This window comes from Bradyrhizobium sp. WCU1 (genome assembly GCF_053474805.1).
This window is the reverse complement of record NZ_CM130280.1, coordinates 731,517-744,269: the sequence shown is the minus strand read 5'-3', so window position 1 is coordinate 744,269 and position 12,753 is coordinate 731,517. Positions and strand designations below refer to the sequence as shown.

The 12,753-nt window shown below is 64.6% G+C and carries 11 protein-coding genes; all 11 read left to right on the top strand.

The genetic code is table 11. The features are described from left to right. The first annotated feature begins 62 nt into the window (after window positions 1-62). The 11 genes from hutI (at window position 63) to ACTUWL_RS03375 (ending at window position 12,722) form a co-directional block, all read left to right on the top strand. Window positions 63-1,277 (top strand): imidazolonepropionase, encoded by a 1,215-nt coding sequence (gene hutI / locus ACTUWL_RS03425; RefSeq protein ID WP_021082164.1) that lies wholly within the window; start codon window positions 63-65, stop codon window positions 1,275-1,277. Beyond that, the gene (gene hutH / locus ACTUWL_RS03420; RefSeq protein ID WP_021082165.1) at window positions 1,274-2,833 is read left to right on the top strand and encodes a histidine ammonia-lyase; all 1,560 of its coding nucleotides are present in this window, start codon (window positions 1,274-1,276) and stop codon (window positions 2,831-2,833) included. The genes hutI and hutH overlap by 4 nt, the downstream gene beginning before the upstream one ends. A gap of 18 nt (window positions 2,834-2,851) precedes the next feature. Further along, entirely contained in the window at window positions 2,852-4,519 is a 1,668-nt protein-coding gene (gene hutU, locus ACTUWL_RS03415; RefSeq protein ID WP_021082166.1) for a urocanate hydratase, read from the top strand. Between the two features lie 373 nt (window positions 4,520-4,892). Next, on the top strand, window positions 4,893-6,047 hold the full coding sequence (locus tag ACTUWL_RS03410) for a transporter substrate-binding domain-containing protein (RefSeq protein WP_035653495.1): 1,155 nt from the start codon (window positions 4,893-4,895) through the stop codon (window positions 6,045-6,047). Beyond that, window positions 6,044-6,685, top strand: coding sequence for an ANTAR domain-containing response regulator (locus tag ACTUWL_RS03405; protein WP_021082168.1), 642 nt, complete (start codon window positions 6,044-6,046; stop codon window positions 6,683-6,685). Before ACTUWL_RS03410 ends, ACTUWL_RS03405 begins: the two co-directional genes overlap by 4 nt. Window positions 6,686-6,812: 127 nt before the next feature. Beyond that, window positions 6,813-8,063: a transporter substrate-binding domain-containing protein gene (locus tag ACTUWL_RS03400; protein ID WP_021082169.1), complete on the top strand. Its 1,251-nt coding sequence runs from the start codon at window positions 6,813-6,815 to the stop codon at window positions 8,061-8,063. Between the two features lie 128 nt (window positions 8,064-8,191). Further along, window positions 8,192-9,061: an urea ABC transporter permease subunit UrtB gene (gene urtB / locus ACTUWL_RS03395; protein WP_035653496.1), complete on the top strand. Its 870-nt coding sequence runs from the start codon at window positions 8,192-8,194 to the stop codon at window positions 9,059-9,061. Window positions 9,062-9,077: 16 nt separating this feature from the next. Next, window positions 9,078-10,217, top strand: coding sequence for an urea ABC transporter permease subunit UrtC (gene urtC, locus ACTUWL_RS03390; RefSeq protein WP_021082171.1), 1,140 nt, complete (start codon window positions 9,078-9,080; stop codon window positions 10,215-10,217). After that, complete coding sequence (gene urtD, locus ACTUWL_RS03385) at window positions 10,214-10,966, top strand: urea ABC transporter ATP-binding protein UrtD (protein WP_021082172.1); 753 nt, start codon at window positions 10,214-10,216, stop codon at window positions 10,964-10,966. The genes urtC and urtD overlap by 4 nt, the downstream gene beginning before the upstream one ends. After that, complete coding sequence (gene urtE / locus ACTUWL_RS03380; RefSeq protein WP_021082173.1) at window positions 10,959-11,651, top strand: urea ABC transporter ATP-binding subunit UrtE; 693 nt, start codon at window positions 10,959-10,961, stop codon at window positions 11,649-11,651. The genes urtD and urtE overlap by 8 nt, the downstream gene beginning before the upstream one ends. Window positions 11,652-11,684: 33 nt before the next feature. After that, on the top strand, window positions 11,685-12,722 hold the full coding sequence (locus tag ACTUWL_RS03375) for an aliphatic amidase (RefSeq protein WP_016845713.1): 1,038 nt from the start codon (window positions 11,685-11,687) through the stop codon (window positions 12,720-12,722). The last annotated feature ends 31 nt before the right edge of the window (window positions 12,723-12,753 follow it).

Here is a 12,753-nt window from a genome sequence, read left to right as displayed (position 1 = left end):
CCGGGACACGATTATATGTCTAGACATATAAGTCAAGCATCCCAGCTCGAGGGGACGATCGCATGGCAGAGCGCTTCGACCGCATCTGGTACAACGCCCGGCTCGCCACGATGCGCGGTGACCGCGCCGATCTCGGCGAGATCGAGCGCGGATTGATCGCAGCGCGCGACGGCCGCATCGTCTACGCGGATGCGCAATCGAATTTTCCTGTGGACGCGGACGCCGTCGAGCGGATCGATTGCGGCGGCCGCTGGATCACGCCCGGGCTGGTCGATTGCCACACCCATCTCGTTTTTGGCGGCAATCGCGCGCATGAGTTCGAGCTTCGCCTGAAGGGCGCGAGCTATGAGGAGATCGCGCGCGCCGGCGGCGGCATCGTCTCGACAGTGGCGGCAACACGCAAGGCGACCGAAGCTGAGCTCGTTGCCGGCGCGCTGCCCCGGCTCGACGCGTTGATCGGCGAGGGCGCAACGACCGTCGAGATCAAGTCCGGCTATGGTCTCGATGCCGAGACCGAGATGCACCAGCTGGCGGCCGCGCGCAAGCTCGGCCAGTTGCGAAAGGTTGCGATACGTACCTCTTTCCTCGGTGCGCATGCGTTGCCGCCGGAAGCCGATGGTGACAAGGACCGCTACATCGATCTGGTCTGCAACGCGATGCTGCCGGCCGTGGCCAAGGCCGGCCTTGCCGATGCCGTCGACGCGTTCATGGAGGGCATCGCATTTTCCGGAGAGCAGACGGCCCGCGTGTTCGCGGCAGCGCGCACGCTGGGACTGCCGGTGAAGCTGCATGCGGATCAGTTGTCGAATCTCGGCGGCGCGGCGCTCGCCGCGAAATTCTCGGCGCTGTCGGCCGATCATCTGGAGCATACCGACGAGGCCGGCGCCGCTGCGATGGCGAAGGCGGGAACGGTGGCCGTGTTGCTGCCCGGCGCGTTCTATTTCATTCGCGAGACGCAGAAGCCGCCGGTCGAGCTGTTCCGCAAACACGGCGTGCCGATGGCGCTGGCAACCGACTGCAATCCCGGCAGCTCGCCGCTGACCTCGCTGCTGCTTGCGATGAACATGGGCGCGACACTGTTCCGGATGACCGTCGTCGAATGTCTCGCCGCGGTAACGCGCGAAGGGGCACGCGCGCTCGGCATGCTTAGCGAGACCGGTACGCTCGAGGCCGGCAAATGGTGCGATCTGGCGATCTGGGACATCGAACGCCCCGCCGAACTGGTCTACCGGATCGGCTTCAATCCGCTGCACCGCCGGGTGTGGAGGGGGCAATGAGCAATCCCCACGCGCCTGAAGTCGTGACGCCCGGGACGGTCGGCCTTGATGCGCTCGCGCGCGTGCTCGCGGGGGCGAGCGTCGAGCTCGATGCATCGTTCTGGCCGCGGGTCGAGGCCGCGGCTGAAATCGTAGCGAAGGCGGCGCAGACCGACGTTCCCGCCTACGGCATCAATACCGGATTCGGGAAGCTGGCATCGACGCGCATCGCGCCCGACCAGACCGCGCTGCTTCAACGCAACCTCATCCTGTCCCATTGCTGCGGCGTCGGCCCGGCCACGCCCGAGCCGATCGTGCGCCTGATGATGGCCTTGAAGGTCATCTCGCTCGGCCGCGGCGCCTCCGGCGTACGGCGCGAAATCATCGAGCAGTTGCAGGGCATGCTGGCACGCGGCGTCACGCCGCTGGTCCCTCAGCAGGGTTCGGTCGGCGCCTCCGGCGATCTCGCGCCGCTCGCCCACATGACGGCTGTCATGATCGGGGAGGGGCAGGCGATCCGCGACGGCAAGATCGTGCCGGGTCACGAAGCGCTGGCCGCCGCCGGGCTCGTGCCATTGACGCTCAGCCCCAAGGAAGGGCTCGCACTGATCAACGGCACGCAGTTTTCGACCGCCTACGCGATCTCCGGCCTGCTGCGCGCGCATCGCCTGGCGTGCGCCGCGCTGGTGACCGGCGCGCTGTCGGTCGACGCGGCGATGGCTTCCACGGTGCCGTTTCGTCCTGAAATTCAATCGTTGCGGGGCCATGCCGGCCAGATCGCCGCGGCTGCGACTCTGACCGCGCTACTCGACGGCAGCGACATCAGGCAGTCGCATCTCGACGGCGACGAGCGCGTGCAGGATCCATATTGCCTGCGCTGCCAGCCGCAGGTCGCGGGCGCCGTGCTCGATCTGCTCGCGCAGGCCGCGCGCGGGCTGACCATCGAAGCCAATGCCGTCACCGACAATCCGCTGGTGCTGGTCGAGACCAATGAGATCGTGTCCGGCGGCAATTTTCACGCCGAACCGGTGGCATTCGCTGCCGACCAGATCGCGCTGGGGCTCTCGGAGATCGGCGCGACCAGCGAGCGGCGGATCGCGACCCTGGTCGATCCCGCTCTGAACTTCGGCCTGCCGCCGTTCCTGACACCGGAGCCCGGCATCAACTCAGGCTTCATGATCGCCGAGGTGACGGCGGCGGCGCTGTACGCCGAGAACAAGCAGCGCGCGATGCCGTGCTCGATCGATTCCACGCCGACGAGCGCCAACCAGGAGGATCACGTGTCGATGGCGGCGCATGCCGCGCGCCGGGTGTCCGACATGGCCGACAACCTCGCTTCCATCCTTGGCATCGAGCTCTTGGTCGCGGCGCAGGGCATCACGCTGCGCGCGCCGCACTCAACGAGTGCACCGCTCGCTGCGGTGATTGCCGCCTTGCGTGCGCATGTACCGGCGCTCGCCGCCGACCGCTACATGGCCGACGATCTGGCGCGCGCAGCGCGGCTGATCGAGGCCGACGCGTTGCCTGCCGCCGCGATCGCGGTCCTTCCGACAAATCCGTTTCCAAAACTTGCTTAGCCGACAAGGGCATCCGTCATGAACCGCCGACTGGACAACGAACGTATCATCCGCGCTCCCCGCGGCAGCGACATCAGCGCGAAGAGCTGGCTGACCGAAGCGCCGCTGCGCATGCTGATGAACAATCTGGATCCCGATGTCGCCGAACGTCCGGGCGAGCTCGTGGTGTATGGCGGCATCGGCCGCGCGGCACGCGACTGGGAGAGTTTTGACCGGATCGCTGCTTCCCTGCGCAAGCTCGAAGGCGATCAGACGCTGTTGGTGCAGTCCGGCAAGCCGGTCGGCGTTTTCCGTACCCATGCCGATGCGCCGCGCGTCCTGATCGCGAATTCGAACCTGGTGCCGCATTGGGCGACGCTCGATCATTTCAACGAGCTCGACCGGCAGGGCCTGATGATGTTCGGCCAGATGACGGCAGGCTCCTGGATCTATATCGGCAGCCAGGGCATCGTGCAGGGGACCTACGAGACCTTCGTCGAGGTCGGCCGCCGCCATTACGGCGGCAGCCTCGCCGGCAAATGGATCCTGACCGCTGGCCTCGGCGGCATGGGGGGCGCGCAGCCGCTGGCCGCGACCATGGCGGGCGCCTCGATGCTCGCCGTCGAGTGCCAGCCGAGCCGCATCGAGATGCGGTTGCGCACGGGCTATCTCGACCGTCAGGCCACGACTCTCGACGAGGCGTTGGCGATCATTGCCGATGCGACCAAGAGCGGGAAGCCTGTCTCGGTCGGTTTGCTCGGCAACGCGGCCGAGGTCTTCCCGGAACTGGTGCGCCGTGGTGTGAGGCCGGACGTCGTCACCGATCAGACCAGCGCGCATGATCCGATCAACGGCTATTTGCCGAAGGGATGGACGCTCGCCGATTGGGAAGCGCGGCGCGCCGCCGATCCGAAGGCGGTCGAGACGGCGGCCAAGACCTCGATGGTCGAGCACGTCCAGGCCATGCTGGATTTCCACGCGCAGGGAATCCCGACGCTCGATTACGGCAATAACATCCGCCAGATGGCCAAGGACATGGGCCTGAAGCAGGCGTTCGATTTCCCCGGTTTCGTGCCGGCCTATATCCGTCCGCTGTTCTGCCGCGGCGTCGGTCCGTTCCGCTGGGCGGCGCTGTCGGGCGATCCCGAGGACATCTTCAAGACCGATGCCAAGGTCAAGGAGCTGATGCCCAACGATGGCCATCTGCACAACTGGCTCGACATGGCGAAGGCGCGCATCAAGTTTCAGGGACTGCCGGCGCGGATCTGCTGGGTTGGTCTCGGCGACCGTCATCGCCTCGGCCTTGCCTTCAACGAGATGGTGGCGCGCGGCGAGCTCAAGGCGCCGATCGTGATCGGCCGCGATCATCTCGACAGCGGCTCGGTGGCGAGCCCGAACCGCGAGACCGAGGCGATGCGCGATGGCTCGGACGCGGTGTCGGACTGGCCGCTGCTCAATGCGCTGCTCAACTGTGCGAGCGGCGCCACCTGGGTGTCGTTGCATCACGGCGGCGGCGTCGGCATCGGCTATTCGCAGCATGCCGGCATGGTGATCGTCGCCGACGGCACGCCGGAGGCGGCGCGCCGGCTCGAACGCGTGCTGTGGAACGACCCGGCGACGGGCGTCATGCGCCACGCCGACGCCGGCTATGAGACGGCGATCGAATGCGCCCGCGCCAATGGGCTCGATCTGCCGAGCCTGCGCTGACGGGACTTGATGGATCGGGAGTCGCTCGGTGTTCGGCCGCATCTCCTGATTGGGGTTCGCAGGTTAGCGAGATATCTCCTTGCAGCCCTCAACCTTCCGGTTGATGGACGCGAGGTGACCGGCTGGACATGCCTTGACACGCGAGATCGGCGGTGCAGCTACCGGAGATAGTTGGTCCACGGACTGCTGCATCTGTGATCGGCCGCTGATTTTCGATTTGCCTGCTTTCGCGTCAGCGTCGCTGACAGGATGAGCTGCGAGGGTCCTTGTCTCGCGGCAGATGACATGCAATCTTCCGCTCCCGGCAATGCTGTTCGAGAGCAACAAGAACAATAATCCCTCTCGTCCCTCCAATTCTGTCGAGGGCCTGATCATGTCGAACCCTACCCAAGCGACCTCCGCTCCGTGGCGGATAGGAGTCCTGTTTTCACGAACCGGCTTCATGTCGGTCATCGAGGAAACCCAATATCAGGGCACGCAGCTTGCGATCGAGGAGGTCAATGAAGCGGGCGGGGTCTGCGGCCGCGAACTGGTTCCCGTCGCCTACGACCCCGGCTCGGATTCGGCCGCCTATGGCCACTACGCCAAACGGTTGATGGTCGAGGACCAGGTCAGCACCATCTTCGGCTGCTACACCTCGTCGAGCCGCAAGGCGGTGTTGCCGGTCGTCGAACGGCTGAACGGCCTGCTTTGGTACCCGACACTATACGAAGGGTTCGAGGCGTCGCCGAACGTCATCTACACCGGCGCCTCGCCGAATCAGAACAGCCTCGCGCTGTGCCGCTATCTGATGGATACGTTCGGAACACGGTTCTATTTCGTGGGCTCGGACTACATCTATCCGCGCGAGTCCAACCGGGTGATGCGGGAATTGCTCAAGAGCAATGGCGGCTCGGTGGTTGGCGAGCGCTACGTCAATGTCTACGCGCGCTGGCAGGACTTCGTCCCCATCATCCAGGACATCAAGCGGGTCAAGCCCGACGTGATCTTCTCGACCGTGGTCGGCGAGGGCACCGTGTTCCTCTATCAGGCCTATGCCAATGTCGGCCTCGATCCCAGGCAGGTTCCGATCGCCAGCCTGACCACGACGGAGGCCGAAATCGCCGCCATGGGCTTCGACGTCGGTGAAGGGCACGTCACGGCGGCGTCCTATTTCCAGGGCGTCGAGGGCAGCGCCAATAGTGCGTTCGTGCAGCGCTTCAAGAAGCGGTTCGGTGCCGATATCTCGACCAACATGTGCGCCGAGGCGTCCTATTTCCAGCTGCATCTGTTCGCGAAAGCGCTCGAGCAGGTCAATTCGCTCGACACCGAGGTGCTGCGTTCCATGGTGCTCGGCACCAGTTTTGATGCACCGCAAGGTGCAGTCACCGTCAACCCGATGTCGGGTCATACCGACCTGTGGACCCGGATCGGGCGAGCCAATCGCCAGGGACAGTTCGACGTCGTCAGCCAGTCGAAGGAAGCGGTGCATGCGGATCCGTTCCTGATCGGATATGGTCGTGCAACGCAAACAGGAAGCGCCCAATGAACGAAATGTCGCGTAAGCCGTCACCGAGCCGAGACGTCGGCGGGCGCAAGACCATGGTTCAAGAGCTTGCCGATCTGTCGGCGGTCGTGGTCGCGCCGGTCGACGATCAGATCGGCATGCTGCTGCGCGAATTGCAGCGATTCCGGATGCGGGTGCGTCAGGTTTGGCCGATGCCGGAAAGCGTGCCGGCCGACGCCGATGTGGTGTACTGCGAATATTCGCCCGACCTTGCGCGGCGCCTGCCGTGGATTCCCGGCGATGCGCGCTCGGCGCTGGTCGTGATCCTGCCGGCGACGGAGGCGGTTCACGCCGATGCGCTGTGTCATGCGACGCCGAACGCCGTGCTACCGCGGCCGTTCACGCCGAATGCGGTGCTGTCCAGCCTCGTGCTGGCGCGCAGTCAGTTCGGTTACGAGCGGCGGCTGCGCAGCAAGATCGAGAAGCTCGACGACAATCTGCGCTCGATGCGCACGGTGGAGCGCGCCAAGGCGATCCTGATGGCCACGCGGCAGATGCCGGAAACCGAAGCCTACGGCTTCATCAGGCGACAGGCGATGGATCGTCGCGTGTCGGCAAGCGCAGTCGCCGCGGCGATTGTTGACTCGTTCGAACTGCTTGGCTACGATCATCAACAGTAAGCCCCAATAGCGGGGCCGGCGGCGACAGCGCCGCCTTCGACACAACCGGCAACAAAGCCCTCCCAATGCTCGCGTCAGCGCGCATCGGGAGGGCTTTTTGTTTTTTCAATCCTGAAGGGAGCTAGGGATGAGCATTTCACGGCGGACTTTGCTGAGGAATACCGCGGCGTTTGGCGCATTTGCCGGCGCCGGACTGCCGCATATCTGGATCAAGAACGCCGACCTCGCTTACGCCGCGGGCGGCGAGATCAAGGTCGGCGTGCTGTTCTCGCTGACGGGAACGACTGCGATCATCGAGGAATCACTCAACAAGGCGACGCTGCTCGCGATCGAGGAGATCAACGCCGCCGGCGGCATCAAGGGCAGCAAGATCGTGCCGATCGTCGAGGATCCGGCCTCCGATCCGGCGACGTTCTCGGAGAAGGCGCGCAAGCTCGTCGTCGGCGACAAATGCGTCAGCGTGTTCGGCTCCTACACCTCGGCGAGCCGCAAGGCGGTGCTGCCGGTGTTCGAGCGGCAGAACAATCTCTATTGGTATCCGACGCTCTATGAAGGCCGCGAGTGCTCGAAGAACGTCATCTACACCGGCGCGGTGCCGAACCAGCAGCAGGACGAGTTCGTGCCCTGGCTGGTCAAGAAATTCGGCAAGAAGTTCTATCTGATCGGGTCCAACTACATCTATCCGAAGGAAGAGAACAACTACTGCAAGAAGCTGCTCGAGAAGCTCGGCGGCGAGGTCGTGGCGGAAGAATATGTGCCGCTCGGCCATTCCGAATTCTCTTCCGTCATCAACAAGATCCGCTCGACCCAGCCGAACGTGATCTTCTCCACCGTGGTCGGTGATTCCGTGGTCGCGCTGCATCGGCAGTACAAGGCTGCCGGCCTCGATCCCGAGAAGATGCCGATGGCGAGCCTGACGACCTCCGAGAACGAGGTCGCGGCGATGGGCGGTGAGGCGGCGGCCGGTCACTTCACCTCGGCGCCGTATTTCATGGTGCACAAGTCGCCGGAGAACGAGAAGTTCGTCGAGGCCTACAAGAAGCGCTGGGGCGCCGACAAGGTGACGCATTTCGTCTCTGAGGCCTGCTACTTCCAGACCTATCTGTTCAAGCAGGCGGTCGAGAAGCTCGCCACCAGCGACCTCACGCCGCCGAACATCCGCGACGCGGTCAAGGGACAGAGCATGATTGCGCCGCAGGGCAAGGTCCAGATCGAGCCGGACAACCTGCACACCTGGCTGTGGCCGAAGATCGCGCAGGCGAAGTCGAACGGCCAGTTCGAGATCCTGGTCGAAGCCAAGGACTGGCTGAAGCCGGTGCCTTACGCGGCCTATCCCGGGCAGTCCTGCACCGAGAAGGGCCTGGTCGAGAAGAGCTGACGACGGGAGCTGACGAAGGCCGTCGGCGTGCGGCGCCGGCGGCCAGCCACCTGCAACCATGGCTTCCCTTTGCGCGAATCGTTGCGAGGGGCAGGGCGCACGAGATCACCTTGAAGAGCGGATTCGACGTGGACCAATTCATCGAACAAATCGTCACCGGACTCAGCATCGGGTCGATCCTGCTGCTGGTCGCGCTCGGGCTATCGATCATCTACGGGTCGATGGGCATCATCAATCTCGCCCATGGCGAGTTCGTGATGCTCGGCGCTTACGCCGCCTGGGTGTTCCACACCTATCTCGGGCTCGGCCTGCTGGCGAGCCTGGTTCCGATCTTCCTCGTGGTTGCCGCGTTCGGCTGGATCATCGAACGCTTTGTCCTGAGCCTGCTCAACAACCGGCCGCTGGATACGATCCTCGCGACCTGGGGCGTCGGCATCATGCTGCAGCAGGCGGTGCGGCTATCGGTCGGTAGCGAGCTGCGTTACGTGCAGCTGCCGCCGGCGCTGTCCGACAGCATGAACGTGTTCGGCATCCCGATATCGTCGTATCGGGTGTTCCTGTTCGTGGTGTCGATCGCGCTGTTCGGAGCCACCTGGTTGCTGATGAACCGCACCACGGTCGGGATGAAGCTGCGCGCCATCATCCAGGACCGCTCGGTCGCCGCCTCGTTCGGCATCAACGCCAAGCGGGTTTACGCGCTGACATTTGCTTACGGTGCAGGCCTTGCGGGGCTGGCCGGTGCGCTGGTGTCGCCGCTCAAGAGCGTCTCGCCCGACATGGGCACCGGCTATGTGGTCGATGCCTTCATGGTGGTCGTGCTCGGCGGCGTGCAGAGCCTCGCCGGCACCGTGGCGAGCGCCTTCATCCTCGGCGAGCTCTCCGGCGGCATCGCCTTCCTGCAGAACGACACGGTGGCCAAGGCGATCGTGCTGCTCGCCATCGTCGTCCTCATCCGTTTCCGCCCCGAAGGGCTTTTCACCGCACGCGTGCGGGCCTGAGACAGATCGCTGATTCATGCCGTCGAATGCTATTACTTCCAGCGGATTGCAGCGCCTGATCGCGCAGCTTGCACCGATACTTGTCGTCTGTGCGATCGTGTTCGCGCTGCCGGTGTTGCTCAACAACGACTTCCTGCTCAACAAGGTCGCGCGCTATCTGGTGCTCGGCATCCTCACGATATCGCTCGGGCTGTCCTGGGGCTTCGGCGGGATCCTCAATCTCGGCCAGGCGATGAGCTTCGGGCTCGGCTCCTACGCGATGGCGATGGCGCTGAAGCTCAAGACCATCCCTGTGCACACCGGAGCCAGTGGCCTGCCGGACTTCATGGTCTGGAACAACGTTGCGCATCTGCCGTGGTTCTGGGAGCCGTTCCGCTCGCTGACTTTTGCGATTGCCGCGGGCCTGATCGTGCCGGCGCTGGTCGCGGCGGCGCTCGGCTGGTTCATGTTCCGCGGACGTGTCACCGGCGTCTATGTCTCGATCATCACGCTCGCCACCATGGTGGTGATCAATCTCGTGATCATCGACCAGCAGAGCTACACCGGCGGCTTCAACGGCATCACCGATCTTGCCCAGCTCGAGATCTTCGGCGTCGCCTTCGACGCCTATGGCCGCGCCACCTACTATCTCGTGGCCTGCTGCGTACTGCTCAGCCTGCTGGTCGCCTTTGCCTTCACCAAGTCCAAGGCCGGCCTGATCGTGCAGGCGATCCGCGATCATGAGAGCCGGGTGCGCTATTTCGGCTACGACGTCGCGCTCTACCAGATCTTCGTGTTCGCGCTGTCGGCGGCGATCGCGGGGCTCGCCGGCATGCTCTACACGGTGGTGATGGAGTTTGCCTCGCCGACCTTCCTCGGCGTGCAGCTGTCGCTGTCGGTCGTGGTGTGGTGCGCCGTCGGCGGCCGGCAGAGCCTGGTCGGGGCGTTCCTCGGCGCCGTGCTGGTGGCAGGCATGCAGGGCGCGCTGTCGGAATCCGCGGCGTTTCTCGAAACCTGGACGCTGGTGATGGGCGCGCTGTTCGTGCTCGTCGTGCTGTTCCTGCCCAAAGGACTCGCCGGCCTCGCGCAGGTCATCCTGCGCTGGATCGTGCAGCGCCGCCAGGCCGCCAGTGGCCGCGTCGCGCAAGGCGTCGGCCAGACGGAGGGCAGCACATGAGTTCGCATCTCGATCTCCGCGACGTCTCGGTCAGCTTCAACGGCTTCAAGGCGCTGAACGCGCTCAACATGAGCGTGCGCAAGGGCGAGCTGCGCTGCCTGATCGGACCGAACGGCGCCGGCAAGACCACTGCGCTCGACATCATCTGCGGCAAGGTCAAGCCGAGCGCCGGCACCGTCAGTTTTGACGGCACCGCGCTGCAGGATCTCGAGGAATACGAGATCGCCCGCGCCGGCGTCGGCCGTAAGTTCCAGGTGCCGAGCGTGTTCCGCGAGCTTTCGGTGAGCGAGAATCTTGACGTGGCACGGGCGCGCCGCACCTCCGTGCTGGGCAATTTGCGCTGGAGTGTCGGCAACTCCGGGCGCGAAGACATCGAACGTCTGGCCGAATTGGTCGGGCTCACCGAGCAGCTCGACCGGCCGGCGGCCTATCTGTCGCACGGCCAGACCCAGTGGCTGGAGATCGGCATGCTGGTCGCCCAGGACGCCGAGCTGATCCTGATGGATGAGCCGACCGCGGGCATGACCGCGCAGGAAACCCGCAAGACCGCCGAATTGTTCGCGCGGCTGAAGGGTAAGCACACGCTGATCGTGGTCGAGCACGACATGGGTTTTGTGAAGGCGATCGGCGACGTCATTTCGGTGATGCATATGGGCCAGATGCTGGCCGAGGGCACCGCCGCGGAGGTGGAGGCGCACCCTGAAGTGCGGCGCGCCTATTTGGGATCGGGAGGCATCAGCCATGCTTGAGCTGACCGACATCGACGCGTTCTACGGCAACAGCCGCGCCCTGCAGGGAATCAACCTGATGGTCGGCAACGGCGAGTTCCTCTCGGTGCTCGGCCGCAACGGCGTCGGCAAGACCACGCTGATGCGCAGCATCCTCGGCCTGATGGACCGGGTCACCGGACGGCTGTCGCTCGACGGCGCCGACATCTCGCCGCTGCGCACCTATCAACGCGCCAAGGCCGGCATCGCCTATGTGCCGCAGGGCCGCGGCATCCTGCCGAAATTCACCGTGCGGGAGAACCTGACGCTCGGCACCTTCGCCGCGAGGTCCGCCGGCGGCATCGAGGAATGGGTGCTCGAGCTGTTTCCGGTGCTCAAGGATTTTCTCAATCGCTACGGCGGCAATCTCTCCGGCGGCCAGCAGCAGCAGCTCGCGATCGCGCGTGCGCTGCTGGCCCAGCCCAAGGTCATCCTGCTGGATGAGCCGACCGAGGGCATCCAGCCGAACATCGTCGAGCAGATCGAGGACGTGATCACGCGCCTCAATCGCGAGCGCGGCATCACGGTGGTGCTGGTCGAACAGAATGTCGCGTTCGCGCGGCGTGCGTCTCACCGCTTCGCGCTGCTCGAAAAGGGACGCGTCGTCGCCAAGGGCGCGATCGGTGAACTCACCGATGATCTCATCCAGCTGCACATGGCCGTGTAGCGGGAATTATCGTTCAAGAAAGGGAGTCGAGACATGTTGCATGGAGATATATCGAGCAGCAAGGACACGGTCGGCGTTGCCGTGGTCAACTACAAGATGCCGCGCCTGCACACCAAGGCCGAGGTGCTGGATAACGCGCGCAACATCGCCAAGATGGTCGAGGGCATGAAGCTCGGCCTGCCGGGCATGGATCTCGTGATCTTCCCGGAATACTCGACCCACGGCATCATGTACGACTCCAAGGAGATGTACGAGACGGCCTCGTCGGTGCCGGGCGAGGAGACCCGCATCTTCGCCGACGCCTGCCGCAAGGCCAAGGTCTGGGGCGTGTTCTCGCTGACCGGCGAGCGCCACGAGGAGCACCCCAACAAGGCGCCGTACAACACCCTGATCCTGATGAACGACAAGGGTGAGATCGTGCAGAAGTATCGCAAGATCATGCCCTGGGTGCCGATCGAGGGCTGGTATCCCGGCGATTGCACCTACGTCTCGGAAGGGCCGAAGGGGCTGAAGATCAGCCTGATCATCTGCGACGACGGCAACTATCCGGAGATCTGGCGCGACTGCGCGATGCGCGGCGCCGAACTGATCGTCCGCTGCCAGGGTTACATGTATCCGGCCAAGGAGCAGCAGATCCAGATCTCGAAGTCGATGGCCTGGGCCAACAATTGCTACGTCGCGGTCGCCAATGCCTCCGGTTTCGACGGCGTCTATTCCTACTTCGGCCATTCGGCGCTGATCGGCTTCGACGGAAGGACGCTCGGCGAGTGCGGCACCGAGGAGAACGGCATCCAGTACGCCCAGCTCTCGGTGTCGCTGATCCGCGACGCCCGCCGCAACATGCAGTCGCAGAACCATCTCTTCAAGCTGATGCACCGCGGCTACACCGGCCTGATCAACTCCGGCGACGGTGACCGCGGCCACGCCGTCTGCCCGTACACCTTCTACAAGAACTGGATCACGGATCCCGAGGGCACGCGGGAGATGGTCGAGGCCATGACCCGTCCGACGGTCGGCACCGACGAATGTCCGATCGAGGGCATCCCGAACCAGAAGGTCGCACATCGTTGATTTGAGAAACCAGGCCGTACCGGCGCGATCA

Bases quoted from the DNA above. Each gene is read 5' to 3' on its own strand.
- hutI (WP_021082164.1), top strand. From the start codon at position 63: ATGGCAGAGCGCTTCGACCGCATCTGGTACAACGCCCGGCTCGCCACG.
- hutH (WP_021082165.1), top strand. From the start codon at position 1,274: ATGAGCAATCCCCACGCGCCTGAAGTCGTGACGCCCGGGACGGTCGGC.
- hutU (WP_021082166.1), top strand. From the start codon at position 2,852: ATGAACCGCCGACTGGACAACGAACGTATCATCCGCGCTCCCCGCGGC.
- ACTUWL_RS03410 (WP_035653495.1), top strand. From the start codon at position 4,893: ATGTCGAACCCTACCCAAGCGACCTCCGCTCCGTGGCGGATAGGAGTC.
- ACTUWL_RS03405 (WP_021082168.1), top strand. From the start codon at position 6,044: ATGAACGAAATGTCGCGTAAGCCGTCACCGAGCCGAGACGTCGGCGGG.
- ACTUWL_RS03400 (WP_021082169.1), top strand. From the start codon at position 6,813: ATGAGCATTTCACGGCGGACTTTGCTGAGGAATACCGCGGCGTTTGGC.
- urtC (WP_021082171.1), top strand. From the start codon at position 9,078: ATGCCGTCGAATGCTATTACTTCCAGCGGATTGCAGCGCCTGATCGCG.
- urtD (WP_021082172.1), top strand. From the start codon at position 10,214: ATGAGTTCGCATCTCGATCTCCGCGACGTCTCGGTCAGCTTCAACGGC.
- urtE (WP_021082173.1), top strand. From the start codon at position 10,959: ATGCTTGAGCTGACCGACATCGACGCGTTCTACGGCAACAGCCGCGCC.
- ACTUWL_RS03375 (WP_016845713.1), top strand. From the start codon at position 11,685: ATGTTGCATGGAGATATATCGAGCAGCAAGGACACGGTCGGCGTTGCC.